A 24,541-nucleotide genomic window follows, 5' to 3' on the forward strand; every position below is an offset into this window, starting at 1 on the left:
AGCCTTGATGCCGTACCGTGCCCCCGTCGCCGATTTCCGTTTCCTGCTCGACCATCTGGCCGGTTTCAAGGCCGTGACCGCGACGGACCGGTTCGCAGAGGCCACGCCGGACATGACCGACGCGATCCTGACCGAGGCCGCGAAGATGTGCGAGGAGGTGCTGGCCCCCCTGAACCGCGCCGGTGACCTGCATCCCGCGCGCCTCGAAAACGGCATCGTGCGGACCTCCCCCGGTTTCGCCGATGGCTACAGGGCCATCGCCGAGGGCGGCTGGATCGGCATGTCCGCCAGTCCGGACAATGGCGGCATGGGCCTGCCGATGGCGCTGACCACCGCCGTCAACGACATGATGTCGGCAGCCTGCCTGTCGCTGCAACTCAACCCCCTGATGACCCAAGGCCAGATCGAGGCGCTGGAACATCATGCCAGCGACGCGCTGCGCGACCTATACATCCCGAAGCTCATCTCGGGCGAATGGTGCGGCACGATGAACCTGACCGAGCCGCAGGCCGGGTCCGACGTCGGCGCCCTGCGCACGAAGGCAGAGGATAACGGCGACGGCACCTATGCGATCACGGGCCAGAAGATCTACATCTCCTGGGCCGACAACGACTTCACCGACAACGTCTGCCACCTCGTCCTCGCCCGCCTGCCGGACGGCGTGCCGGGGACCAAGGGGATCAGCCTCTTCCTCGTGCCGAAATTCATTCCAGACGCAGACGGCAATCCCGGCAGGGCCAACGACCTGCGGGTCGTCAGCCTCGAACACAAGCTCGGCCTGCACGGCAGTCCCACGGCGGTCATGGACTACGCCGGCGCCACCGGCTGGATGGTCGGGCCGGAGAATGGCGGCATGGCGGCGATGTTTACCATGATGAACAACGCCCGCCTCGGCGTCGGAACGCAGGGCATCGGCGTGGCCGAAGGGGCCTACCAGCATGCGCTGGCCTACGCGCAGGACCGGCGTCAGGGCAAGGCCGGCGGCAGCGGGTCGATTATCGAACATGCCGACGTGCGCCGGATGCTGGCAGAGATGAAGGCCGACATCTTTGCCGCCCGTGCCATCGCCCTGATGTGTGCCTGCGCCATCGACATGACGACCGCCACGGACGACGCCGCCTGGCGTGCCCGCGCGGCCTTTCTCACACCGATCGCCAAGGCCTTCGGCACCGATACCGGCATCAAGGTCGCCTCGACCGGGGTGCAGGTCCACGGCGGCATGGGTTTCGTCGAGGAGACGGGCGCCGCCCAGTACCTGCGCGACGTCCGCGTCACGGCGATCTACGAGGGGACCAATGGCATTCAGGCGATAGACCTCGTGGCCCGCAAGCTGATGGACGGCGGAGAGGCCGCCCGCCTGCTGATCGAGGAAATCCAGACCGGCGCCGAAGGCGCGCGGGCCACCCATGCCGATCTGGCAGAGGCCGTCTGGCAAGCGGCAGAGGATCTGCGCGAAACGACCGACTGGCTGGTGGCGCAGACCGACCTGCAGCAACGGTTCGCCGGGGCCGTGCCCTACCTCGCCGCCTTCGCCCGCGTCCTCGGGGGCCATGCCCACCTCGCTGCCGCCATCCACGGCGACAGCGGCCGGGCACGCCTCGCGACATTCTACATCAGGCGTCTCCTGCCAGAGGTCACGGGCCTCCTGACCCAGGTCCGCGAGGGCGCCGACAACCTGCTGGAGATCTCCCCGGACGATCTCGCGGCCTGACGGGACGCTCCCATGTCCCGCCTCGCCGCCCGGACCGTGCGGGCCGCGCAGATCAGGCAGCTTGAGGGTCGTCGGGGACGGTGGGCGGGGCGCCTTGACCGCGCAGCGGGCAACAGCGTTGTCCACCGTCCCCCCTTGCCCCTGCGCCCCCGATGCGTCAGGCCATGCACATGAAGATCACCACCCCTTTTCCCGATCCGCCCGCCCCGGGTGACGTCATTACCGTGGCCCCAGACGTGCTCTGGATGCGCCTGCCCCTTCCGATGGCGCTGGATCACGTGAACATCTACGCCTTCGACGAAGGTGACGGCTGGACCGTCGTCGATACGGGCTTCGACAGCCGCACCACGCGGGCACACTGGCAGGACCTGATGGACGGTCCCCTCGCGGGCAAGCCCGTCACCCGCCTGATCGTGACTCATCACCACCCGGACCATGTCGGCCTCGCCGGCTGGTTCATGGCCCGTGGCGCGGAACTTCTGATGACGCGAACGGCCTGGCTCATGGCACGGATGCTGACCCTCGACACCCAGGACCGGGCGACCCCGGCGCAGATCGCCTTCTGGCGATCCGCCGGCATGGACCCCGAAACGCTCGTACGCCGGCAGCGGGAACGACCTTTCAACTTCTCCGACTGCGTCCACCCCCTGCCGCCGGGCTACACCCGGCTGGTCGAAAGCGACACGATCCGCATCGGTGGACGCATCTGGGACATCCGCATGGGCGAGGGCCACGCGCCCGAACACGCGACATTCTGGTCACGGGACGATCACCTCGTGATCGGCGGCGACCAGTTGCTCCTCTCGATCAGCCCGAATCTCGGCGTATATCCCACAGAACCCGGGGCGGACCCCGTCGGCGACTGGATCGACAGCTGCCGCCGCTTCCAGCCCCACGCACGACCGGACCAGCTGGTCCTCGGCGGCCACAAGTTGCCCTACACCGGTCTGCCCCTGCGGCTGACCCAGATGATCGAGAATCACGATGCCGCCCTCGACCGCCTGCAGGACCATATCGCGACGCCGCGGACCGCCGGCGACTGCTTCGCCCCGCTATTCAAGCGCGCCATCGGCCCGGAAACCTATGGTCTGGCGATTGCAGAGGCAGTGGCCCACCTGAACCACCTCCACCAGACCGGACGCGCCACCCGCAGCAGGGGCGCCGACGACGCTTGGTATTATCAGGCCGTCTCCTGACGCCGGGCCGCCCCCGGCCCGGCGATTCGCCCTCGCGCCGAGCGCCGTGTCAAAGTCGATCACGCACGATGCCATCGCGGGCCTCCGGCCTGACAGCAGCCTCCGGACCGCCCCCGCTGCGGAGGGCAAACTGACGCAACCCGGGCGATCCGCGGGGGCGTGACAGACCGTCGGGGATCGGCTAGGACGGGGCCGACACATCAGACAAGGACGATGCAGATGGCAGACCACAAGCACGGCGAAATGGACATCACCGTACAGGAAAAGACCTTCGACAGCTTCATCTGGTTCGTGTCCCGCGGCGCCGTCGCGATCGTCGTCCTGCTGATCCTGCTCGCGCTCGCAAACGGCTGATGATCTCGCGTCGCGCGTTCGTCTGCGGCCTGCCGCTGGCGGCGATGGCCGCCTGCGCGGCACCGCAGACCTCATCCCCACCGGACATGATCGCGGCCAAGCGCTTTGCCGGTCCCGGTCCGCGGGTCCTGCGGCTGTTCACGATGCGCAGCGTGTCCTCCGGCGGCGGCGCGCACACCAGCCTGCTGATCGACGCGCCCGGCGAGAGGATCATCTTCGACCCTGCCGGCAGCTTCCGTCACAGCACCATCGCGGAACGCAATGATGTCCTCTTCGGCGTTACGCCCGAGGTCGAGGCCTACTACATCAGCTACCACGCGCGAGAGACCTACTACGTGCTGGGCCAGACCCTTCCGGTCAGCGACGCGGTGGCCGAACAGGCGTTGCAACTGGCCCTCGCCAATGGCCCCGTGGCACGGTCATTTTGCACCAGCGCAACCTCCGGACTGCTACGAAAGCTGCCGGGCCTGTCGTCCCTGCCGCAGACCTTCTTCCCCAACACGCTGGCCGATGCCTTCGGCCGACTGCCCGGCGTCACGACGCGCGAATGGCGCGAAAACGACCCGGACAACAAGGCGCTGGCGCTCGCGGAAATCGAGATGCAGCTGCGCTGAGGCGCGGCGGTGCGGCGCTCAGAACGCGCCGGACAGGAACAGTCCGATGTAGAGCGCGGCAAAGCCTGCAAGGATTGCCCAGATCACCTGCCGGGTCCAAAGCCCGACCGCCAGCGCGACGGCGGCGGCGACAAGCCTGACGGCATCGGGATGTCCACCGGTCGCCGCCGGCCACAGCACCAATGGCGCCACCAGCCCCGGCAGTACCGCCACAGGCGTATAGCGCAGCAGGCGCAACACGATCGGCGGCATCGGCCGGTTTCCGATCAGCCCGAGGAACGAGAACCGGATCAGAAAGGTCGCCACCGCCAGGGCAGCGATGATGCCCCAGATCTCTGCGGTGCTATAGCTCATGTCCGGTCCTCCACCAGTACGCCGACGACCATGGCGCAGGCCGCTGCGATCAGCAGGCCGAAGCCGGAAGGCAATCCGCTCAGCGCCAGCGCCACCACGACCGAGGTGAAGGCCGCCGCAACATGCGCCAGCGTCCGCAGCATCGGCGCCACCATGGCGAGAAAGGTGATCGGCAGCGCGAAGTCGAGCGCCATGGCCGGCGGGATCGTCGCCCCGACCAGCACCCCCACCGCCGTCATGCCGCACCAGATCGGCGTGATCGGTGTCGCCACGCCGAAGAAATAGGCGATCCGCGCGCGCACGCCCATGGCGGGCCGCTCCTCATAGGCCTTCACGCTCGCCAGATAGGTCTGGTCGAACAGCAGGTAGGCGACGCAGGCCCGCTGCCACAGGGGCGCCTGCCCCAGCGCCGGCACGAGGGCCGCGGAATACATCGCCATCCGCAGGTTCACGGCCAGCGCCGCCAGCAGGACCAGCGCGATACCGGCCTGATCGACCATCATCTGCAGGGCCGCGAACTGCGAGGCGCCGGCAATGACCAGCACGCTGAACCCCATCGCCTGCCCCAGCGTCAGGCCCGCATCCGTCGCAGCCACGCCGAACAGCAGCGAGAACGGCACCACCACGATCACGAAGGGCGCACCGGCCCGGACCCCCTCCCAATAGACGGATTTCGTTGTGGCAGAGGTCATGGCTTTGGCCTAGGTCTGGTGTTGATCGCGCAATGCCTAACCTTGTGCCCGGGGATTGACAATTGGCCACCCTCACCGACACGCCCTATACCATCGCCCCGCAACCGGACCTGCCGCGCCTGACCCGTGCCGTCACCGGCACCGATCAGACCGGGCGCGCGGTGGACCTGCGCGTGGTGGAAGAACGCCCGCTGACCATCTACCTCAACAGCCGCGAAATCGTCACGGCGATGACGATCGGCGACTACCCGGCCTATCTGGCGCTGGGCTTCCTGCGCAATCAAGGCATGCTGTCGGACAGCGACGTCGTCACGGCCGTCGATTACGACGCGGAACTCGAGGTCGTCGTGGTGCGCACCGAAGTCGATTCGGACCACGAAGCGAAGCTGCAGAAGAAGACCCGCACCTCCGGCTGCGCCGTCGGCACGGTCTTCGGCGACATGATGGCGGGACTCACGGGTCTGAAGCTGCCGCAGACCCCGGTCAGGACGTCCGATCTCTACGCGCTCGCCGCCACCATCAATCGCACGCCCTCACTCTACCTCGAGGCGGGCGCCATCCACGGCACGGTGCTTTGTCAGGGTGAACGCCCCCTCGTCTACATGGAGGACGTCGGCCGCCACAACGCGGTGGACAAGATCGCTGGCTGGATGTTCGCGGAAGGCATCACCGCCGACGACAAGCTGCTCTACACGACCGGCCGGCTGACATCGGAGATGGTCATCAAGACCGCGCTGATGGGCATCCCCACCCTCGTCTCCCGCTCCGGTTTCACCGCTTGGGGGGTCGAGATCGCGCAGCAGGTCGGCCTCACGCTCGTCGGCCGGATGAAAGGCCAGCGATTCATCTGCCTCGCCGGCGATCACCGCCTGATCCGCGACATGGACCCTGCCAGCGTGCCGGACGAGGCGCGTCGGCAGGGACGGAAAGCCGCCGAATGACGGATCACACGACACACGCCGCTCACCCTTCGCCCGATCGGAGGCACTGCGGGGGCAGCGCTCCCTCCACAGCTGCCAGGGGCTCAGTGCACGCGGGACGGCGGGCGGGGCGCCTTTGCGCATCGCGCAAACAGCGCCGCACGGCGGCCCCATGATCCAGCCCCACGGACTGATCCTGATGGGCGGGCGCGCGACCCGCATGGGCGGCGGCGACAAGGGCCTGCTGCCCCTCGGGGACACCACCATCCTCGGCCATGTCCTCGACCGCCTCGCCCCGCAGGTCGACCGCGTCGCGCTCAACGCCAACGGCGACCCCGCACGCCTTGCACACCTGAACCTGCCCGTCCTTCCCGACGGCCTGCCGGATCACCCCGGCCCCCTCGCCGGCACCCTCGCGGGCCTCGACTGGGCCGCGTCTCTCGGGGCGACGCATATCGTCACCGCCGCCGCGGACACGCCCTTCCTGCCCTGCGATCTCGTCCCGCAACTCCTTCTGGCGGGCGGAGGGTCAGGCTTCGCCCTCGCCGCCTCCCCCGGCGGCCGCCAGCCGACCTTCGGCCTCTGGCCCGTCGCCCTGCGCGATGCACTCCGCACGGCCCTGAACGACGGCCTGCGCAAGATCGTCCAGTTCACCCGCGCCCACGGCGCCGGCACCGCCGCGTTCCCCGACGATGCCGCCTTCTTCAACGTGAACACGCCCGACGACCTCGTGACGGCGAGGGCCATGCTGTGAGGATTTTCGGCGTCACCGGCTGGAAGAACGCGGGCAAGACCGGCCTTATGGAACGGCTCGTGACCGACATCGCCTCCCGCGGCTTCACCGTCTCCACTCTGAAACACGCGCACCACAGCTTCGACGTGGACCAGCCCGGCAAGGACAGCCACCGCCACCGCACCGCGGGGGCGTCTCAGGTCCTGCTCGCCTCCCGCACCCGCTGGGCGCTGATGACAGAACTGCGCGATGCGCCGGAACCACCCCTTTCCGATCTCCTCGCGCAACTCGACCCCGTCGACCTGATCCTCGTCGAAGGCTACAAGCGCGACACCCACCCCAAGATCGAGGCCCACCGCGCCGCCACCGGCAATCCACTGATCGCGCCGGACGACCCCAGTATCCGCGCCGTCGCCACCGACACCCCCCTCACCCTGGACCGCCCGCAGTTCCACCTCGACGACACCGTCGCCATTGCAGACTTCATCCTGCGGCAGGTCGGCCTGCCGGACCGCGCATGATCGTCGATAGCGTCATCATGGTCGACTGGTCCGGCGGCCATGACCGCGGCGCCACCCCCAAGCGCGACGCGATCTGGACATGCATCGCCCGCGCAGGAACGGCCGAGGCCCCGGTCTATCACCGCAACCGGCAGGTTGCCGAAACCTATCTGCGCGACACCCTCGCAGCCGAACTGGCCGCGGGCCGCCGCACCCTCGCCGCCTTCGACCTCTGCTTTGCCTACCCGACCGGTTTCGCGGAACGCCTGACCGGCACCGACGACCCGTTGGTCCTCTGGGACTGGTTCGCCGACCGCGTGGAGGACAGCCCCGCGGCCAACAACCGCTTCGCTCTTGCCGGGCAGATCAACGCCATGTTCCCCGGCACCGGCCCGTTCTGGGGCAACGGGCGCCCCCATCACGACGTCGACCATCTGCCGCGCAAGGGCCGCGACCGCGCAGGTTACGGCCTGCCCGAGCACCGTGCCACCGACCGTGCCGCGCCGGGCGCCTTCTCGCCCTGGCAACTCTCCGGCGCGGGCGCCGTCGGCGGTCAGGTCATCATGGGGTTCCCCACGCTCTCCCGCCTGCGCCGCCACTTCGGCCCCGCCCTCTCGGTCTGGCCATTCCAGCCCCCCGACACGCCGCTGGTGCTGGCAGAGAGCTACTTCTCCCTGCTGCCCACGACACTGCTGACAGACCATCCGATCCGGGACGCGGCGCAGGTGGCGCTCTACGCGCGTGCCTTCTCGGCGCTCACGCCGTCCGAGTGGGATCGCGTGCTCGACCAAGACCCCACGCCCGAGGGCTGGGTGCTCGGCCTCGGCCACGCCGACCTGCTGGCACGCGCGGCCCGGCCGGCCCTGACCCCGCCGCCCCTGCGCAACGACTGCTTCGCCATGCCTCAGGGCGCACACTGGACGCCGGTGGACGAGGCTCTTGCCCACCTGCGCGCCCACCTCGCCCCCATTACCGGCACCGAGACGATCCCCCTTATGCAGGCCGCCGGACGTATCCTCTCCGTCCCGGTGACCGCCGCGCGCAGCCACCCGCCCCATGACAATGCCGCCGTCGACGGTTATGCCTTCGCAGGCCCCCTGCCTGCCGGCCCCCACACCCTTCCCCTGCACCCCGGCCGCGCCGCCGCCGGTCAGCCATTCTCCGGTACCGTCCCGCCGGGCCACGCACTCCGCATCCTCACCGGCGCCAACATCCCCGCCGGCACCGATACCGTTGTCCTGCAAGAGGACACGACGTCCAGCCCGACCCACATCGCCCTGCACGGTCCCCTGAAGCAGCGCGCCAACGCCCGCCGTGCGGGCGAGGACATGGGCGCAGGCGACGTCGTCCTGCCCGTCCGCCGCCGCCTGACCCCCGCCGACCTCGCCACATTGGCGGCCTGCGGCACCGCCACGGTCACGGTCCACAGGCCGCTGCGCGTCGGCGTTCTGTCCACCGGCAACGAACTCCGGGCGCCCGGCCAGCCGGCCACCCACGGTCAGATCTTCGACGCCAACCGCGCCATGCTGCTGTCCGATATCGCGTACTGGGGACACACCCCCGTCGACCTCGGCATCGCCCCCGACGATCGGCAGACCCTGCAAAATATCCTCGACGACGCAGCCACCCGTTGCGACGCGATCCTGACCTCGGGCGGCGCTTCGGCCGGGGACGAGGATCACATGTCCGCCCTGCTGCAGGGAACCGGAAGCCTCGCCCTCTGGCGTATCGCGATGAAGCCGGGCCGCCCGCTGGCGCTGGGGCTCTGGCAGGGCAGACCGGTCTTTGGCCTGCCGGGAAATCCGGTCGCCGCACAGGTCTGCGCCCTGGTCTTCGCCCATCCGGCGCTGGCGGTTCTCGCCGGCGGCGACTGGCCGGTGCCGCAGGGCTTCGATGTGCCTGCCGCCTTCACGAAATCAAAGAAGGCCGGCCGCCGGGAATACCTCCGCGCCCGCATCGCCAATGGTGCGGCAGAGGTCTTCGGTTCCGAAGGCTCCGGCCGGGTCAGCGGACTCAGCTGGGCCAGTGGCCTCGTCGCCCTGCCGGACGAAGCGGCAGAGATCGGCCCCGGCACCCCCGTCACCTATCTGCCGTTCGGAAGCTTCGGCCTGTGATCGTCTCCTCCGGCCTGCCGCCTGGCCAGACCGCGGACGCCGCGCGCCTCTACTGGCAGGCCTTCGGCGGCAAGCTGCACCGGGTCCTCGGGCCGGAGGACCGGGCCCTCGCCTTCATCGCGCAGGTCGTCGACCCCGGACACGTCATCAGCGCCACCGATGCCGGCGGCACCCTGATCGGCATCGCCGGTTTCAAGACCCACCGCGGCGCTTTCGTCGCGGGCGGCCTGCGGGATCTCGTCCGCTTCTACGGCTTGGCAGGGGCGTTGTGGCGCAGCGCCCTGCTGTCCCTGCTGGCCCGCGACACGGAGAACCGTCGCATGCTGACCGACGGTCTTGCGGTCGCGGCCCCCGCCCGCGGCCACGGCGTCGGCACCGCCCTGATCGACGCCCTCTCGCAGGAGGCGCGTCGCCGCGGCTACCCCGGGCTGCGCCTCGACGTCGTCGACACCAACCCGCGCGCGCAGGCTCTCTACACCCGCCTCGGCTTCGAGATCGAGAAGGAAACCTCGATCGGCCCCCTAAGGCACATCTTCGGATTTCGGCGGACGATCACGATGGTCCGCCCGGTCTGAACTTCTTCTCGTCGAAAATACCTCGGGGGGTGGCCGCAGGCCGGGGGGCTGGCCCCCCTCTGTTCCGATTTTTCTGGAAAAATCGGCTACCCCGCCCCGATCAGCGCGCCGGCGCCGAACACCAGTGCACCGCCGACGACAACCTGAAACGCCGCCCGCAGGAACGGCGTCTGCATATAGCGGTTCTGAATCCAGGCGATCGCCCAAAGTTCCACGAAGACCACGATCATCGCGATGGTCGTCGCAGTCCAGAAATCGGGGATCAGGTAGGGCAGCGCATGACCCAAACCGCCCAACGTGGTCATCACGCCGGCCGCGATACCGCGCTTGATCGGCGACCCTCGGCCCGAGATCTGGCCGTCGTCAGAAGCCGCTTCGGTGAAACCCATCGAAATGCCGGCGCCGATGCTCGCTGCAAGGCCCACAAGGAATGTCGTATGCGTGTTCTGCGTGGCGAAGGCGGTGGCAAAGATCGGAGCCAGCGTGCTGACCGATCCGTCCATCAGCCCCGCCAGTCCCGGCTGCACCCATGTCAGCACGAACTGCCGGTGGGCGGCGGCCTCCTCCTCGGTTTTCGCCGCGGGGCCGAGGTTGTGTTCGATCAACTGGTCCGCCCGCTCCACATGACCGCTCTCGGCCTGCGCCAGATCACCCAGAAGCCTGCGCGTGCCTGCATCCGAGGTCGCCTGCGCCGCCGCGTGATAGAATCGCGCCGCGTCCCGCTCCATCTGGCCCGCCTCCTCTCGGATCCGCTCGAGGCCGAGGTTTTGCGTCAGCCACACCGGGCGGCGGGCGTAGAAGCCCGAGACGTGTTCGCGCCGGATCAGCGGAATCACCTCGCCGAACCGCTGCCGGTGCAGGTCGATCAGTCGCCTGCGGTGTTCGTCCTCTTCCGCGGCCATGCCATCGAAGACTGCGGCAGAAGCGGGATAATCGCCGCGCAGCATCTCGGCGTAGCTGCGATAGATCCGACCGTCGTCCTCCTCGGACGAGATCGCGAGCGCCAGCACCTCCTGCTCTGTCAGGTCGGAGAAACGGCGGCGGTTGGCGAAACCCGGAATCATCTTGGCGCATCCTTTTTAGAATGATTCCAAACTAAGCGGAATTGCCGCCGTGGCAAGGACTAGTCGAGCCGTCGCACATCCAGATGGTTGCCGCCCTGCCGCTGAGTCACCTCGAAGCGGCCGGACTTGCGCAGCAGGTCCGACAGCTTGGCGCTGCCGTAGGTGCGCGGATCGAATTCCGGATTTGCGCTGACCAGATACTGCCCCAGCTGGCCCAACGAATACCAGTCACCGTCGGGATCGATGCTGTTCATGGCAGAAATCACCAGCGGCACGACCTTGCTTGGCTGCTCTTTGGTGTTGCTCTCCGTCGACTGAGGCGCGCGGGGCGCGGTCGCTTCGCCGGGGGCCTGCGACGTCGGGTCGACCGTGTCGGCCCCGAGGTTCTCGACGAAGATGAACCGCTTGCAGGCCCGGCGGAAGGCGTCCGGCGTCTTCTTCTGGCCAATGCCGTAAACGTCCAGCCCCTGTTCGCGGATCCGGCTGGCAAGCGAGGTGAAATCGCTGTCGGAACTGACCAGCACGAAGCCCTGAAAACGCCCGGTGTGCAGCAGGTCCATCGCGTCGATCACCAGCGCGATGTCGCTGGAATTCTTGCCGGTCGTATAGGCCGGGCTTTGCTGCGGGTTCAGCCCGTGCTCCAGCAGGATCTTGTTCCAGCCGCCCAGTTGCGGGCTGGCGAAATCGCCGTAGATGCGGCGCACGCTTGCCTCGCCGAAACTCGCCACCTCCTCGAAGATCGCGGCGGCGAACTTCGGCGAAGTGTTGTCGGCGTCGATCAGCACGGCCAGCAGGGGGCGTTGTTCGGGCATGTCATGTCCTTTCAGGTTGCCCCCTGACCTACCGCAGCCAGAGGTGACCGACCAGCCCGGACGCACCGCAGCCTCGGCGCATCGCCTAAGGGGACCACACAGCCACTGTTGCAAAGCCGCGACACGGGATGGAGAGGGTGCCGCCATGCCGCACCGTATCAAGACGGTCCGGTGATCGCCGTGCGCACCTGCCGGCAGCGGACATTGCGGTGCGGTGCGCGCAGGCCGAACACGACGAGCCGCGGAAAATGCGATCGCCGTCAAGGTATTGCACCGCCACTCGCGCAACCCCATCGCGCAGGTTCGTCACGCGCGATACACCGCTACCGGCAATAACGTCGCAAAGCGACAATGGCAGGGCCGCAAATGTCGCGGCGAAGACCTTGAATCCTCCCGCCCGCGTCGCGAACGATCCGCAGGTCGGACCACATATTTCCTTGACTTGTTCATGCAAGACCTGACGCAGTGCGAGCGTCCCTCGCGGGGCATGTCTCTTGGTGATCGAGTTGAATTTCAAGTCCGATTTCTTGTTCAGCGGTTTGGCGGACAGCCTGATCGGCGGCCTGATCGCGCCGACCCTTCTCGTCGACCTGAACGGAGAGATCGTGTCCGTCAGCCCCGCCGCGGAATCCCTGATGGCCACATCGGATGCCGCGACGTTACGGGGCAGGCCGGTGTCGGATTTCACGGACGGGACCGATCTGGACGGGTTGCGGAACTGGGTCCGCGACACCCTTTCCGGCAGGGCTACCGCACCGGACTGGACGGTGAACCTGCAGCAGGCCGCAGGCCCGGCCTCATGGATCGTAAAGCCGGTGCCGGACGATTACGCCAAGGTCGTCGGCTTTCTTTACCAGCACATCGGACCGGATCTGCCGCAGACCGATGATGCCGCAGTTGCGGCAGGGCGCAGATTCGATGTCCTCGCGGAAACCGAACTGCGCTGGAAGACCGCCGTGCTGAGCGCGAGCCAAGGCGTCTGGGATCACGACTTCGAACGCAACCGCCATTACCTGTCGGAATCCTGGCGCACCATGCGCGGCCTCGCACCGGACGCGACGGCCCCGGAATCGACCGAGGACTGGCTGCTGACCATTCACCGCGACGACATCCAGAAAGTTCGCGAGCAGCTGCACCTGCAGGAATCCGGCCTGACCGACATCGTCAACTACACCTTCCGCCAGCGGCACGCGGCGGGGCACTGGATCTGGATCCTCAGCCGGGGGCGCGTCATGCGGCGGGATGCGGCCGGCTTTCCGGTCCATATCATCGGCACCGACACGGACATCACCGAAATCAAGGCGGTAGAACAGGAACGCACCCGTCTGGCGGAACGGCTCGCGCTGGCCATGGAAGTGGCCGAGATGGGCCAGTGGGAATTCGACATCGACAGCGGCCGCACCGCCTGGGACGCCCGCGCCGCCGCCATGCTGGGCGTGACGGCGGATGCGGTCGAACGGACCGGTCCGCACTGGAGCGACCTGATACACCCCGACGACAGGCAGGGCGTCATTGCCTACAACGCTGCCCGCCTGCGCGCGCGCGAGGACATCGCCTATGACTACCGGGTGCTGACGGACGACGGTTCCGAGCGCTATATCCGGACACGGGGCAAGTTCCTGCCCTCGCCCGAAGGCGGCGGCACCTATGTCGGCGTCGATTTCGACCTGACGCCGGAGTATCGCAAGACACGGGCGCTCGAACAGGCCCGCAGCCAGCTGGAATACGAAAGCCGTCACGATGCGCTGACCGGGCTCGCCAACCGTCGCAGCCTTGACGAGGTCTTTGCGAACGCCCTTGCGACGGCGCCGGAGACACCGCTCGCGGCGATGCATTTCGACATCGACCGTTTCAAGCAGATCAACGACAGCCTCGGCCACGACGCCGGTGACGTCGCCCTGCGCCACGTCGCGACGATCCTGCGGGACCACATGCCGCCGGGTGCCCTCGTCGCGCGGGCCGGTGGCGACGAATTCGTGACCCTCTTCGTCGATGCGCCGGCGGAGGATGTCCTGCAGGGCATCGCCGATCGCATCACCACGGCCCTTGCTGTGCCCTTCGCCTATCACGCTGCACAGATCAGGACCGACATGAGCATCGGGATCGCTCGTACCGCCCCCGGCGACGCGGCGCGCGGCAACCTCTTCATCATCGCCGACATGGCGCTTTACCATGCCAAGACGGACGGCCGCGCCACCTGCCGCTTCTACCACCCCGGAATGATGGAGGAGTCGGCTCACCGCAAGCGGCTGGAGGATGCGCTGTCCGTCGCTTTTGCACAGGATCAGATCATCTGCCATTACCAGCCGCAGTTCGATGCGCGTAGCCTGAAGATGACCGGTCTCGAGGCGCTCGTGCGCTGGCAATGCCCGCAGCACGGGCTGATCATGCCTGACCACTTCCTCGGGATCGCTTCCGACATGGGGCTGATGGCGCGCCTCGACGATGCCGTGCTGCGGCAGGTGCTGCGCGACACCCGCGCCTGGGCGTCTGCCGGCCTCGACGTGCCGCATGTGTCGGTCAACATCTCGGCCGAGCGCCTGACTGATCCGCAGCTGGGTCCGTCGCTGCGGGCGTTGCAGATCGTTCCGGGCACGATCGTCTTCGAACTGCTCGAATCGGTCTTTCTGGACGGTGCCGACGCGACCATCGACAAAAATCTGGCAATGCTGGCCGACCTCGGTATCGAAATCGAGATTGACGACTTCGGTTCGGGCCATGCCTCGATCATCAGCCTGCTGCGGATCGCGCCGCGCCGGCTGAAGATCGACCGTGCGCTGGTGCAGCCGATCGTGACCTCGCCCCAGCGCCGCGCCCTGTTGGAAACGATCATCCGGATCGGACGGATGCTGCATATCGACGTGGTCGCCGAAGGGGTCGAGAGCGCGGATCATGTCAGGATTCTTCAGGATCTGAAGTGCGACATTCTGCAGGGCTATGCCCTCGCCCGGCCGGTCCCGCCCGGGCAGGTGCCGGACCTGCTGATCTCTCGCTGACAGGCCGTGAACCGGGTGCTGACCTGGACCACACGCCCGCGATTATCCGCGACGTCTGGACAGCCCCCCCATTTCCGGCAGGATGCCGGCCAGTCCCAAGCGGAGCGTAACCATGACCGCCGACATTCTGATCGTGAATGCCCGCACCCGCGCGGTCATTGCCGCCCCCGGCACCACCGCCGTTGCATGGCGCGACGGGATCGTCATCGCTCTGGGCGACGATGCCGCCGTCGGGGCGCTTGCCGGTCCCGCAACGCGGGTCATCGATGCGCGGGGCATGGAACTGATGCCCGGCTTTGTGGAAAGCCACCTGCATCTCTTCATGGGCGGCGCCACGCTGACCATGCTCGACCTCGGGACAACCTTTGGTTTCGACGCGGTGGCCGAGACCTTTGCAAGAGCCGCCACCGACCGACCCGGCGACGATCTGATTCAGGCCTTCTCGGTGCACTACACCGTTTTCGGCGAGGGCACGCGGCCGGACCGTCACATCCTCGACCGGATCAGCCCCGACCGCCCGATCAGCCTGATGTCGGCGGACCTGCATTGCACCTGGGCCAATACCGCAGCGCTGGCACAGGCCGGCGTCCTTCACGGTGCCGACGTCGGGCCAGAGGCGGAGGTCGTGATGGGCCCCGATGGGCTGGCGACGGGAGAGTTGCGGGAATTTGCGGCCATGAACCGGGTCAACATGCTCTCGCGGCTGCAGGGGCGTGATGGTCTCGACTATCGCCCGGCAGGGCCGGTGGCAGAGTCCGATCGCAGCTATGACTGCGAGGTGATCCGACAGGCGGCGGGCTACTGCGCCGCGCACGGGATCACCAGCGCCGTGAATATGGATGGCAACGCCTATCAGGCCGGGCTGCTGCGCGACCTCGCACTGGCGGGCGACCTGCCCGTCCGCGTCAGCCTACCCCTGCGCCTCGTCGCCTCCGACGGGCCGGCGGGACTGGCCATGCTGGACGATTTCGGATCCGAGGTGCCGGGCTGGCTGCGCTTCGACCGGGTGAAGATGTTTCTGGACGGCGTCTGGGATACATGGACCGCCCTCACGACCAGCGATTATCCGAACCGGCCCGGTTTTCGGTCTCAGCCGCTGATCCCGCAGGACACCTTCGACGCCATCTGCATCGCGGCGGATGCGCGCGGGCTGCAGATCGCGACCCATGCGGTGGGCGACGGTGCGGTACGTGCGGCCATCGACGGCTATGCCGCCGCGCGCCGGGCCAACGGCCCGCGCGATTCCCGCCACCGGATCGAACATATCGAGGCGATCACACCGCAGGATCTGGACCGCCTCGCCCCGCTTGGCATCACCGCATCGATGCAGCCACTGCATCCCCCCGGTGCAGCGGGACTGCCGCTGCAGCCTACGGTGTCCATCATGGGGCGCGACCGCTGGCCAACCGCCTTTCCGTGGCGGATGCTGAAGGACCGTGGGGTGCCGCTCGCCTTCGGCAGCGACTGGCCGGTTTCGCCCATCGATCCGCTGCTCGGAATTCATGCCTGCCTGTCGCGGCAGCCTTGGGCGGACGGCATGCCGGACCAGCGCATCAGCCTTGATGACTGCCTGCTGGCCTGTACCCGTGGCGGCGCCTACGCCGATTTCAGCGCAGTCCGTCGCGGCACGCTGGCCGCCGGTCTGGATGCCGACCTCGTCCTGATCGACGGATCACTCGACGGTCTGGCGGAATCACCGGATGCGGCCCGGGTGGCGCTGACCGTCTGCGGCGGGCGGATCACGTACGGGGCCGACAGCCTCTGACCGTCTGCAACGCGGTTTGCGGATGCATCGCCAGCCGAAACCGGCTAAAGCGCGGCGATGACCGAAACCGCATTCGAGATCTTCGCCACCGCCCCGCCGGGTCTGGAACCGCTTCTGCTGCAGCAGGTGCAGGCCGCGGGCTTCGCCGGTGCGCAAGCCGTGCCCGGCGGCGTCACCTTTCCGGGCGGCTGGCCAGAGGTCTGGCGCGCCAATCTGGAGCTGCGCGGCGCCGGTCACATCCTCGCCCGCTTCGGCAGCTTCCTCGCGTTCCATCTGGCGCAGCTCGACAAGCGGTCGCGCAAGTTTCCGTGGACCGACACCCTGCGCCGCGACATACCCGTCCGGGTCGAGGTGTCCTGCCACAAGTCCAGGATCTACCACGCCGGTGCCGCCCAGCAGCGGATCGAGACCGCCCTGCGCGAGGAGGCCGGCATCGCCATTGCCGCCGATGCCCCCGTGACGCTGAAGGTCCGGATCTTCGACAACACCGTGACCCTGTCCGTCGACACCAGCGGAGAGAGCCTGCACAAGCGCGGCCACAAGGAAGCCGTCGGCAAGGCCCCGATGCGCGAAACGCTGGCGTCGCTGTTCCTTGCCCACTGCGGCTATGACGGCAGCGAACCGGTCGTCGACCCGATGTGCGGCTCCGGCACCTTCGTGATCGAGGCGGCAGAGATCGCACGCGCCCTGCAACCGGGCCGCAGCCGCGATTTCGCCTTCATGCAGTTGGCCAGCTACGATCCGGACGCCTTCGCCGCCATGGCCACCACGCCGCGCGACACCGATCTGCGCTTCTATGGCTCCGACCGGGACACCGGGGCGGTGCGCAATGCGACCGCGAACGCGGAACGCGCCGGTGTCGGCGATATCGTGACCTTCGCCCACCACGCGATCAGCGACCTGCCCCGCCCCCCCGGTCCGCCGGGTCTGGTCATCGTCAACCCGCCCTACGGCGCCCGGATCGGCAACCGCAACCTGCTGTTCCCGCTCTACGGTGCGCTCGGGGCCACGCTGAAGGACCGTTTTCGCGGCTGGCGCGTCGGCCTCGTCACCAGCGAACCGGGGCTGGCCAAGGCGACCGGCCTGCCCTTCACGCCTGACCGCCTGCAGGTGCCTCATGGCGGCCTGCGGGTAACGCTGTTCAGGACCGACCCGCTCTAGGCCGCGCCGCCGATGTCCTGCGCGGCGACCGCGGTCGCCTTGATGATCGCATGCACCTCCTGCCCCACCACCAGCCCCATCCGGGCGGCGGACCGCCGGGTGATCCGGGCGAGCAGCCGGTCGCTGCCGCTGTTAAGGGACACGGCCACGCCGGGGCCGTGTCCGACCTCGATCGCGGCGATGTGGCAGGTCAGCACATTCAGCGCCGACAACCCCTGCGGCGCCTGCAGGGACAGGATCACGTCCTGCGCCGGGATCCGCAGTCGGATGCGGTCGCCATGGCGGCCCAGCCGCCCGGGCAGCACCAGTCGCCCGGCGGACAATGCGACCTCGGTCAGCCCATCGGCTGCGTTCAGCCCGCGCACGGTGCCTGTCAGCACCGCCCCCGCATCGCGCACACCGACCAGCGGCACGGCGGCGGGGTCGGACAGGATGTGGTCGAGCGGGCCAAAGCGGGTGACGCGGCCCGCTTCCATCAGCACGAGCGTCGTGGCCAGACGCGCGACCTCTGACATCGCGTGGCTGACATAGATAACTGGCACACGTGTCGCGGCACAGAGGCGTTCGAGGTAATGCAGCACCTCTGCCTTGCGGTCGGCATCCAGCGCGGCGAGGGGTTCGTCCATCAGCAGCAGTTGCGGGTTCGACATCAGCGCCCGCCCGATGGCGACGCGCGACTTCTCTCCGCCCGACAGGGTCGCGGGACGACGGTGCAGCAGATCGTCGAGGCCCAGCATCTCGATCACCGCGTCGCGGTCGTGGGTGCCACCGTAGCTGAGGTTGCGTGCCACATCGAGATGCGGGAAAAGCCGTGCATCCTGGAAGACATAGCCGATGCGCCGGCGATGGACGGGCGTTTGCGTCAGGTCCATGCCACCGATCCGCACGTGGCCCGCATCGGGGCGCATCAGTCCGGCGATGCAGTTGATCAGCGACGACTTGCCAGACCCCGACCGGCCGAAGATGGCTGTGACGCCGTGCGGCGCCGCGAACGCCGCATCCAGCGTGAAGTCGCCCAGACGGCGCATGACGGCAATGTCGATCATGCGCCCAACCGCGCGGTCAGGCGTTGGGACAGCCATTCGGCCAGCGCCAGCGTCGTCATCGCCAGCACGATCGAGATCACCACCAGTGACACCACCGCCCCGTCCTCTCCCGGTACCTGCAGCAGACCGTAGATGGCCGAGGGGATGGTCTGCGTCTGCCCCGGAATCGCCGCGACGAAAGTGATTGTGGCACCGAATTCGCCCAGCGCCTTGGCAAAGCCGAGCACCGCCCCCGCCAAGACCGCGGGGCCGATCAGCGGCAATGTGACGGTGGCAAAGACGCGGACACGCGATGCCCCCAGGGTCGAGGCCGCATCCTCCAACCCCGGTGGCACCGCCTCGAACCCCAGCCGGATCGCGCGGACGGTCAGCGGAAAGGCCATGATCGCCGCTGCCAGAACGGCACCGGTCCAGCGAAAGGCCAGCGTAATGCCGAAGGCATCGCGCAACACGCTGCCGATCGGTCCCTGCGTGCCGAAGGCCAGCAGCAACAGGTAACCGGTGACGACCGGCGGCAGCACCAGCGGTAGATGCACGAGGCCATTCAGCAGCCCCCTGCCCCAGAACCGCTTGCGCGCCAGCAGCCATGCGACCACCACCGCGAAGGGCAGGCTGATGATGGTCGCGACGACCGCCACGCGCAATGAAAGCATGACAGCGGCCCAGGCGACGGCATCGAGCGCACCCATCAGAACGGGCCCCGCGGGTCACAGCGACGAACGGCCCTTTCGGGCCCAAGCTTGTCTGGCGTGTCTGTCATGGCGCGGACTATCCCGCCTGCGTCGCCGCACCGCAAGGCCGCATCAGGCCCAGGCGACAAGGCGCGCCGACAGATGGTCGCAAGCCGCCCGTGTCGCATCGTGCACGGGACCGGTGCGGGGCGTATCGCGCAGGGTCGTGATCCAGTGCGGTGGCGGCACCGTCACCCGCCGCTGTCCCTCCCACCGCAGGGCGCCCAGCACTGCCTGCGCGGCCGGCGGCAGCACGGTGGGGATCGGCAGATCGTTCAGGATTGCCCAGTTGCCGGACCACAGGCGGCCGACGCTCCACGGATTGTACCCGCCGCCGCCCAGCACCATCAGGCGCGGGGCCAGCCCCCGGATCGCCCGCAGGATCGCCCAATGAGCGTTGTTCGACAGCGACAGGCGGGACTGCGGATCCTCCTGCACCGCATCGGCCCCGCACTGCAGCACGACGGCATCGGGGCGGAAGGCCGCAAGCGCCGGCAGGATCACCCGATCGCGCACAAGCGCCATGTCGTCGTCGCAGGCCCCCGGCACCAGCGGCACGTTGAAGACATTGCCCGCCCCCGCATCCTCCAGCGGCCCGGTGCGGGGCCAGCGCCCGGCCTCGTGGGTCGAGATCAGCAGCGTGTCGGGATCGGCGCGAAAGGCATGATCCACCCCGTCGCAATGGTGGGCGTCGATGTCGAGGTAGGCGATCCGTGCCACCCCGTTGCGGCGCAGCGACTGGATGCCCAGCACCGGGTCGTTGAGGTAGCAGAAGCCCCCGGCCCGGTCGGGGAAGCCGTGATGCGTGCCGCCCGCGGGGGTAAAGACCGTGCCCGGGCGGCGCAGCAACTCTCCCGCCAGCAGGGCCGCGCCGGCAGAGGTGGCCGGGCGGCGGTACATCTCGGGAAAGACCGGGTTGTTCGAGGTGCCAAGGCCGTGGCGCAGCCGGTCCGTCTCGGTCACGGCCTGCGCCGCTTCGGCCCGTTGCAGCGCGGCGATATAGGCGGGCGTATGGAACGACAGCAGCGCGGCAGGCTTGGCGCGCGGCGAGGTCAGGTACTGCCCCGGCCCGATCCAGCCCATCGCGCGGCACAGATCCATGACCGTGCTGACCCGCGGCACCCGCAGCGGGTGGAACGGTCCATAAGACGAATGGCGATAGATCTCGGACCCGATGAACACAGGTTCCGTCTTGCGGACGTCATGGGGGTATGGGACCACGAGGTTCATATCTCGGGATGTAAGACCTTTGGCCGACGACACCACCCCCGCCCGCCGGCCCGCGCCGTCTGGACAGTTGCCGCTGAAGCTGCGCGGCGGCAAGACCGACGTGCGGGGCCAGTTCGCCGCCCTGTGCTGGCGTCGCGCGGCCGACGGTAAGGTCGAGATCTGCCTGATCACCTCGCGTCGGACGAAACGCTGGATCGTCCCCAAGGGCTGGCCGATGCACAAGCAGACGCCGGCAGAAGCCGCCGCGACCGAGGCCTGGGAGGAAGCGGGCCTGACGGGCCGCCCGGTCGACCGCTGCCTCGGCGTCTATTCCTACGTCAAACCGCTGTCGAAGCGGACCACGCCCGTCGTCGTCATGGTCTATCCGCTGGAAGTCACCCAAGTGTCGAGCGATTGGCCGGAACGCCGCGAGCGCCGGCGCAAATGGTTTCCGCTGCAAGAGGCCGCGAACAGACTCGCCGAACCGGCATTGCGCCGGATCGTCGAACACTTCGATCCCAGTGGACTTTAGGGCCGTTGCAACCGGGGCCGTCTCGCCTATATTTTGCACAGACTTTACCGGACGTGCATCCTTGATCCGTTACACATTGACCTGCGAAAATTCGCACCGCTTCGATAGCTGGTTCAGGTCCGCCGCCGCTTTCGAGGCACTGGCGGACCAAGGCCATCTGTCCTGCGCCACCTGCGGATCGCCGCAGGTGACGAAATCCGTCATGACGCCCTCCGTCGCGACCGATCGCGCGGAACCTTCCGCGCTCGAGCGGCTGCGCGCGCATGTAGAGGCGACATCCGAAGACGTAGGCGACCGTTTCGCCGCAGAGGCGCGTGCCATTCACGATGGCGATGCGCCTGACCGCCCGATCATCGGGCAGGCGAACGGGGCGCAGGTGCGCGCGCTGATCGCCGACGACATCCCCGTGCTGCCGCTGCCCTTCATGCCGCGCCGGCGCACCAATTAGGAGAAGCCCTTCATGACCACCCTCATCACCGGCGCCAGCCGGGGCATCGGCCTTGCCATGTTTCAGGCCCTTCGCGACCGTAGCGAGGCCGTGACCGGCACGCATCGCGACGGCCCTGGGGCGGACATGCTGCGGCTGGACGTGGCCAATCCGGGATCGGTGCACCAGATGGCGAAGGATTTCGGCGACACTCCGCTCGACCTGCTGGTCTGCAACGCGGGCGTCTATCCCGAAAAGGGCATCGCGCTGGAGGATCTGACCGCAGATCTGTGGGCGCAGGCCTTTGCGGTCAACGTGACGGGCGTCTTCCTGACGATTCAGGCGCTTTTGCCGAACCTGAAGGCCGCGAAGGGCAAGATCGCCATCATCTCCAGTCAGATGGCCTCTGACACCAAGGCCCCGGGCGGATCCTACATCTACCGCGCATCCAAGGCCGCCGTGCTGAACCTGGGGCGCAACCTTGCCGTCGATCTGAAGCGTGACGGCGTTGCAGTTGGCATCTATCATCCGGGCTGGGTGCAGACCGACATGGGCGGCAGCGCCGCCGCGATCACGCCGGAACAGGCCGCGGGTGGACTGCTCGCCCGGTTCGACGACCTGTCGCTGGCCACCACGGGCTGCTTCAAGACATGGGACGGGCAGGACCATCCCTTCTAGGTAACTGTGGGAGGCGGCTCTGCCCCCGCCGCGTGCCGCGGCCCCTCGAGGTATTTGCGACCAGAAGAAGGCGGGACGCCGCCTTGGGCGGCATTGCCCTTGCGCCTTGCGTCGCGTAAAGGGCGGCGCAGAATTGCAAGGGATGCGTGATGCCCATACTCGTGATGAAATTCGGCGGCACATCCGTCGCCAACATCGACCGGATCGCCCGCGCGTCGAAGCGCGTGGCACTGGAGGTGGCGAACGGCTACGACGTGATCGTCGTCGTCTCGGCCATGTCAGGCAAGACCAACGAGCTTGTGGGTTGGGTGAACGAGACCTCGCCCCTTTACGACGCGCGCGAATACGACGCGGTAACCGCGAGCGGCGAGAACGTGACGGCGGGCCTCATGGCGCTGCGGTTGCAGGAAATGGACATCCCCGCACGCAGCTGGCAGGGCTGGCAGGTGCCGGTCCAGACGACGTCGGCCCATGCAAATGCCCGCATCGACGCGATCCCGACCGACAACATCGGCGCGAAGTTCGCCGAAGGGATGAAGGTCGCCGTCGTCGCGGGCTTTCAGGGCATCAGCCCCGAGGGCCGCATCACGACGCTGGGCCGGGGCGGGTCGGATACGACCGCCGTCGCCTTCGCCGCGGCCTTCGGCGCAGAACGCTGCGACATCTACACGGACGTCGACGGTGTCTATACGACCGACCCCCGGATCGTGCGCAAGGCACGCAGGCTCGATCGCATCGCCTTCGAGGAGATGCTGGAACTGGCATCTCTCGGGGCGAAGGTGCTGCAGACCCGTTCGGTCGAACTCGCCATGCGCTTCGGCGTCAAGCTGCGGGTCTTGTCGTCGTTCGAGGAACCATCGGATAATGCGGGCACGCTGGTGTGCGCCGAGGAGGACATCATGGAAAGCAATGTCGTGGCCGGTGTGGCCTATTCCCGTGACGAGGCGAAGATGACGCTGATCTCGGTCGCCGACCGGCCCGGCATCGCCGCCGCGATCTTCGGCCCGCTGGCGGAATCGGGGGTGAACGTCGACATGATCGTTCAGAACATCTCGGAGGAAGGGCGGACGGACATGACCTTCTCCTGCCCCGTGGATCAGGTGATGCGCGCCCAGAAGGCGATGGAGGACGCAAAGGCGGCCGGCACGATCAACTTCCACGATCTGGTGGCCGACGAGGGTGTCGCAAAGGTCAGCATCGTCGGGATCGGGATGCGCAGCCACGCCGGCGTGGCGGCCAAGATGTTCGCCGTGCTGCGCGACGAGGGCGTCAACATCAAGGTCATCACCACGTCAGAGATCAAGATCAGCGTCCTGATCGATCGCAAGTACATGGAACTGGCAGTGCAGGCCTTGCACGACGCCTTCGGCCTCGAGAAGGCGGCCTGAACCTTGCGTCGGGCTGCGCCGGTCGGATGTCCCAGGCGAACCTGAGCTAGCGTTCCGCCACGACCAGCCGCCCGTTGCGGGGCTGGATCGGACGGTTGTTGTGGGGGAAGGCAGACCGGAAGGCGGCGATCTGTTCGGCCGAGGCCGTGATCGGCGTCATCAGCATGTGCCAGTTGATTCCCTCCGTGCAGGGCGGCGTGGTCAGCGAGCCCATGAACCGCATGTAGCTTTGGTTGCTGGGCAGCAGATCGCGGATCGAGATCACCGCTTCGCCGCTGCCCGTCGTGTCGTGGTCGTAGGGGGCCACGTTCCACAGCTGCGCAATCGCCGGATTGGCCGGTCCCTCGTCGATCATGGCGCCGATCACCGCGAAACGGCCGTCTTCGGACTGATGGACGAAGTGCACCTCCATCGGGAAACTGCGACCGTCGATCAGGTATTCGCTGGGCGTGTGGAAATGAAACTGCAACAGGCGGTAGTCGGTATCGCCGATTCGGACATGATCGTCCGCCCCGCCCGCGACGACGAGCGTATGGCCGTTGTTGGTCACGGACACCGGCATCTGGCCGTAGTGGATATCGAGCTCTGCCAGATCGGCGTCGATATCGGCGACGATGTCGAAGGGCGACTGGAACATGCCGGTTGCGCAGATCGCGTTGTCTGCCGACAACGCGGCCCAGTGGTCGGGCCCGTTTTCACCTTCGTAACTCCACCCCTCGGCCAAAGCGGCCGAGGTAGAGAGGACGAGGGCAAGGGTCAGCTGCCAAACACTTTTGATCATCGGTTGCCTCCTTCAGACGCGGTTCTGCCCTATCTGGACGCGATGCCGTAAACATCCGCTTAAAAGCCGCACATCCAACGGCAGATACAACCGCAGAGTGCGTTCGCGAGGACGTGGCACAGCATTCGCACTCCCCTTTCGCCGCAAAACCGCCTAAGGGTGGGGGACGACCACGCCCCGGGGGAAGC

Annotated in this window: 24 protein-coding genes; 16 read left to right on the forward strand and 8 right to left on the reverse strand. The window is 67.8% G+C overall.

Going from position 1 to position 24,541, the window contains the following annotated elements:
* Window positions 1-7 precede the first annotated feature (7 nt).
* From BUA54_RS13640 to BUA54_RS13655, 4 genes are all read left to right on the forward strand, one after another.
* Window positions 8-1,711 carry an acyl-CoA dehydrogenase gene (locus BUA54_RS13640; protein WP_072857803.1) on the forward strand — a complete coding sequence of 568 codons (1,704 nt, stop codon included), beginning with the start codon at window positions 8-10 and terminating at the stop codon, window positions 1,709-1,711.
* A 170-nt stretch (window positions 1,712-1,881) separates the two neighbouring features.
* On the forward strand, window positions 1,882-2,907 hold the full coding sequence (locus BUA54_RS13645; protein ID WP_245810675.1) for an MBL fold metallo-hydrolase: 1,026 nt from the start codon (window positions 1,882-1,884) through the stop codon (window positions 2,905-2,907).
* 219 nt (window positions 2,908-3,126) lie between these two features.
* Window positions 3,127-3,261 carry an aa3-type cytochrome c oxidase subunit IV gene (locus BUA54_RS13650; protein WP_072857805.1) on the forward strand — a complete coding sequence of 45 codons (135 nt, stop codon included), beginning with the start codon at window positions 3,127-3,129 and terminating at the stop codon, window positions 3,259-3,261.
* Window positions 3,261-3,875, forward strand: a complete 615-nt coding sequence (locus BUA54_RS13655) for a hypothetical protein (protein ID WP_072857806.1) — start codon at window positions 3,261-3,263, stop codon at window positions 3,873-3,875. The genes BUA54_RS13650 and BUA54_RS13655 overlap by 1 nt, the downstream gene beginning before the upstream one ends.
* An 18-nt stretch (window positions 3,876-3,893) precedes the next feature.
* Here the strand turns inward: BUA54_RS13655 and BUA54_RS13660 are convergent, their stop codons facing one another.
* Both BUA54_RS13660 and BUA54_RS13665 read right to left on the reverse strand, forming a co-directional pair.
* Window positions 3,894-4,229 carry an AzlD domain-containing protein gene (locus BUA54_RS13660; RefSeq protein ID WP_072857807.1) on the reverse strand — a complete coding sequence of 112 codons (336 nt, stop codon included), beginning with the start codon at window positions 4,227-4,229 and terminating at the stop codon, window positions 3,894-3,896.
* The gene (locus BUA54_RS13665; RefSeq protein WP_072857808.1) at window positions 4,226-4,921 is read right to left on the reverse strand and encodes an AzlC family ABC transporter permease; all 696 of its coding nucleotides are present in this window, start codon (window positions 4,919-4,921) and stop codon (window positions 4,226-4,228) included. The genes BUA54_RS13660 and BUA54_RS13665 overlap by 4 nt, the downstream gene beginning before the upstream one ends.
* A gap of 62 nt (window positions 4,922-4,983) precedes the next feature.
* On the opposite strand from BUA54_RS13665, the gene BUA54_RS13670 reads away from it, so the two are divergent.
* The 5 genes from BUA54_RS13670 (at window position 4,984) to BUA54_RS13690 (ending at window position 9,763) form a co-directional block, all read left to right on the forward strand.
* Window positions 4,984-5,862, forward strand: a complete 879-nt coding sequence (locus BUA54_RS13670; protein WP_072857809.1) for a formate dehydrogenase accessory sulfurtransferase FdhD — start codon at window positions 4,984-4,986, stop codon at window positions 5,860-5,862.
* 151 nt (window positions 5,863-6,013) lie between these two features.
* Window positions 6,014-6,595 (forward strand): molybdenum cofactor guanylyltransferase MobA, encoded by a 582-nt coding sequence (mobA, locus tag BUA54_RS13675; protein WP_072857810.1) that lies wholly within the window; start codon window positions 6,014-6,016, stop codon window positions 6,593-6,595.
* Window positions 6,592-7,095 (forward strand): molybdopterin-guanine dinucleotide biosynthesis protein B, encoded by a 504-nt coding sequence (gene mobB, locus BUA54_RS13680; RefSeq protein ID WP_072857811.1) that lies wholly within the window; start codon window positions 6,592-6,594, stop codon window positions 7,093-7,095. The genes mobA and mobB overlap by 4 nt, the downstream gene beginning before the upstream one ends.
* Window positions 7,092-9,188, forward strand: a complete 2,097-nt coding sequence (locus BUA54_RS13685) for a molybdenum cofactor synthesis domain-containing protein (RefSeq protein WP_072857812.1) — start codon at window positions 7,092-7,094, stop codon at window positions 9,186-9,188. Before mobB ends, BUA54_RS13685 begins: the two co-directional genes overlap by 4 nt.
* Complete coding sequence (locus BUA54_RS13690; RefSeq protein WP_072857813.1) at window positions 9,185-9,763, forward strand: GNAT family N-acetyltransferase; 579 nt, start codon at window positions 9,185-9,187, stop codon at window positions 9,761-9,763. The genes BUA54_RS13685 and BUA54_RS13690 overlap by 4 nt, the downstream gene beginning before the upstream one ends.
* A gap of 86 nt (window positions 9,764-9,849) precedes the next feature.
* On the opposite strand, the gene mbfA is transcribed toward BUA54_RS13690, so the two are convergent.
* Together mbfA and BUA54_RS13700 are read right to left on the reverse strand one after the other, a co-directional pair.
* A complete protein-coding gene (gene mbfA / locus BUA54_RS13695; RefSeq protein ID WP_072857814.1) occupies window positions 9,850-10,827 on the reverse strand; it encodes an iron exporter MbfA in 978 nt (325 codons plus the stop codon).
* Between the two features lie 59 nt (window positions 10,828-10,886).
* Window positions 10,887-11,639, reverse strand: a complete 753-nt coding sequence (locus tag BUA54_RS13700; protein ID WP_072857815.1) for an NYN domain-containing protein — start codon at window positions 11,637-11,639, stop codon at window positions 10,887-10,889.
* A 497-nt stretch (window positions 11,640-12,136) separates the two neighbouring features.
* On the opposite strand from BUA54_RS13700, the gene BUA54_RS13705 reads away from it, so the two are divergent.
* The 3 genes from BUA54_RS13705 to BUA54_RS13715 all read left to right on the forward strand — a co-directional run bounded on the left by BUA54_RS13705 (window position 12,137) and on the right by BUA54_RS13715 (window position 17,561).
* Entirely contained in the window at window positions 12,137-14,635 is a 2,499-nt protein-coding gene (locus BUA54_RS13705; RefSeq protein WP_143155426.1) for a sensor domain-containing protein, read from the forward strand.
* A gap of 112 nt (window positions 14,636-14,747) precedes the next feature.
* Complete coding sequence (locus tag BUA54_RS13710; protein ID WP_178352750.1) at window positions 14,748-16,400, forward strand: amidohydrolase; 1,653 nt, start codon at window positions 14,748-14,750, stop codon at window positions 16,398-16,400.
* A 57-nt stretch (window positions 16,401-16,457) separates the two neighbouring features.
* Window positions 16,458-17,561, forward strand: coding sequence for a THUMP domain-containing class I SAM-dependent RNA methyltransferase (locus tag BUA54_RS13715; RefSeq protein ID WP_072857818.1), 1,104 nt, complete (start codon window positions 16,458-16,460; stop codon window positions 17,559-17,561).
* Here the strand turns inward: BUA54_RS13715 and modC are convergent.
* From modC to BUA54_RS13730, 3 genes are all read right to left on the reverse strand, one after another.
* Window positions 17,558-18,607, reverse strand: coding sequence for a molybdenum ABC transporter ATP-binding protein (gene modC / locus BUA54_RS13720; RefSeq protein WP_072857819.1), 1,050 nt, complete (start codon window positions 18,605-18,607; stop codon window positions 17,558-17,560). The two genes, BUA54_RS13715 and modC, sit on opposite strands and share 4 nt — an antisense overlap.
* Complete coding sequence (gene modB, locus BUA54_RS13725; protein WP_072857820.1) at window positions 18,604-19,296, reverse strand: molybdate ABC transporter permease subunit; 693 nt, start codon at window positions 19,294-19,296, stop codon at window positions 18,604-18,606. The genes modC and modB overlap by 4 nt, the downstream gene beginning before the upstream one ends.
* Before the next feature lie 114 nt (window positions 19,297-19,410).
* Window positions 19,411-20,559 (reverse strand): acetoin utilization protein AcuC, encoded by a 1,149-nt coding sequence (locus BUA54_RS13730; RefSeq protein ID WP_245810677.1) that lies wholly within the window; start codon window positions 20,557-20,559, stop codon window positions 19,411-19,413.
* A gap of 28 nt (window positions 20,560-20,587) precedes the next feature.
* On the opposite strand from BUA54_RS13730, the gene BUA54_RS13735 reads away from it, so the two are divergent.
* The 4 genes from BUA54_RS13735 to BUA54_RS13750 all read left to right on the forward strand — a co-directional run bounded on the left by BUA54_RS13735 (window position 20,588) and on the right by BUA54_RS13750 (window position 23,572).
* A complete protein-coding gene (locus tag BUA54_RS13735) occupies window positions 20,588-21,079 on the forward strand; it encodes an NUDIX hydrolase (protein ID WP_072857822.1) in 492 nt (163 codons plus the stop codon).
* A 61-nt stretch (window positions 21,080-21,140) separates the two neighbouring features.
* Window positions 21,141-21,527: a DUF1178 family protein gene (locus BUA54_RS13740; protein WP_072857823.1), complete on the forward strand. Its 387-nt coding sequence runs from the start codon at window positions 21,141-21,143 to the stop codon at window positions 21,525-21,527.
* Window positions 21,528-21,539: 12 nt separating this feature from the next.
* Window positions 21,540-22,184: an SDR family oxidoreductase gene (locus BUA54_RS13745; protein ID WP_072857824.1), complete on the forward strand. Its 645-nt coding sequence runs from the start codon at window positions 21,540-21,542 to the stop codon at window positions 22,182-22,184.
* Window positions 22,185-22,333: 149 nt separating this feature from the next.
* Window positions 22,334-23,572 carry an aspartate kinase gene (locus tag BUA54_RS13750; protein ID WP_072857825.1) on the forward strand — a complete coding sequence of 413 codons (1,239 nt, stop codon included), beginning with the start codon at window positions 22,334-22,336 and terminating at the stop codon, window positions 23,570-23,572.
* A gap of 46 nt (window positions 23,573-23,618) precedes the next feature.
* Here the strand turns inward: BUA54_RS13750 and BUA54_RS13755 are convergent, their stop codons facing one another.
* A complete protein-coding gene (locus BUA54_RS13755) occupies window positions 23,619-24,353 on the reverse strand; it encodes a carbonic anhydrase (RefSeq protein WP_072857826.1) in 735 nt (244 codons plus the stop codon).
* Between the last annotated feature and the right edge of the window lie 188 nt (window positions 24,354-24,541).

It is taken from the genome of Loktanella atrilutea (genome assembly GCF_900128995.1).
GTDB classification, from domain to species: Bacteria; Pseudomonadota; Alphaproteobacteria; order Rhodobacterales; family Rhodobacteraceae; genus Loktanella; species Loktanella atrilutea.

Bases quoted from the DNA above. Each gene is read 5' to 3' on its own strand.
- BUA54_RS13640 (WP_072857803.1), top strand. From the start codon at position 8: ATGCCGTACCGTGCCCCCGTCGCCGATTTCCGTTTCCTGCTCGACCAT.
- BUA54_RS13645 (WP_245810675.1), top strand. From the start codon at position 1,882: ATGAAGATCACCACCCCTTTTCCCGATCCGCCCGCCCCGGGTGACGTC.
- BUA54_RS13650 (WP_072857805.1), top strand. From the start codon at position 3,127: ATGGCAGACCACAAGCACGGCGAAATGGACATCACCGTACAGGAAAAG.
- BUA54_RS13655 (WP_072857806.1), top strand. From the start codon at position 3,261: ATGATCTCGCGTCGCGCGTTCGTCTGCGGCCTGCCGCTGGCGGCGATG.
- BUA54_RS13660 (WP_072857807.1), bottom strand. From the start codon at position 4,229: ATGAGCTATAGCACCGCAGAGATCTGGGGCATCATCGCTGCCCTGGCG.
- BUA54_RS13665 (WP_072857808.1), bottom strand. From the start codon at position 4,921: ATGACCTCTGCCACAACGAAATCCGTCTATTGGGAGGGGGTCCGGGCC.
- mobA (WP_072857810.1), top strand. From the start codon at position 6,014: ATGATCCAGCCCCACGGACTGATCCTGATGGGCGGGCGCGCGACCCGC.
- BUA54_RS13685 (WP_072857812.1), top strand. From the start codon at position 7,092: ATGATCGTCGATAGCGTCATCATGGTCGACTGGTCCGGCGGCCATGAC.
- mbfA (WP_072857814.1), bottom strand. From the start codon at position 10,827: ATGATTCCGGGTTTCGCCAACCGCCGCCGTTTCTCCGACCTGACAGAG.
- BUA54_RS13700 (WP_072857815.1), bottom strand. From the start codon at position 11,639: ATGCCCGAACAACGCCCCCTGCTGGCCGTGCTGATCGACGCCGACAAC.
- BUA54_RS13710 (WP_178352750.1), top strand. From the start codon at position 14,748: ATGACCGCCGACATTCTGATCGTGAATGCCCGCACCCGCGCGGTCATT.
- BUA54_RS13715 (WP_072857818.1), top strand. From the start codon at position 16,458: ATGACCGAAACCGCATTCGAGATCTTCGCCACCGCCCCGCCGGGTCTG.
- modC (WP_072857819.1), bottom strand. From the start codon at position 18,607: ATGATCGACATTGCCGTCATGCGCCGTCTGGGCGACTTCACGCTGGAT.
- modB (WP_072857820.1), bottom strand. From the start codon at position 19,296: ATGGGTGCGCTCGATGCCGTCGCCTGGGCCGCTGTCATGCTTTCATTG.
- BUA54_RS13745 (WP_072857824.1), top strand. From the start codon at position 21,540: ATGACCACCCTCATCACCGGCGCCAGCCGGGGCATCGGCCTTGCCATG.
- BUA54_RS13750 (WP_072857825.1), top strand. From the start codon at position 22,334: ATGCCCATACTCGTGATGAAATTCGGCGGCACATCCGTCGCCAACATC.
- BUA54_RS13755 (WP_072857826.1), bottom strand. From the start codon at position 24,353: ATGATCAAAAGTGTTTGGCAGCTGACCCTTGCCCTCGTCCTCTCTACC.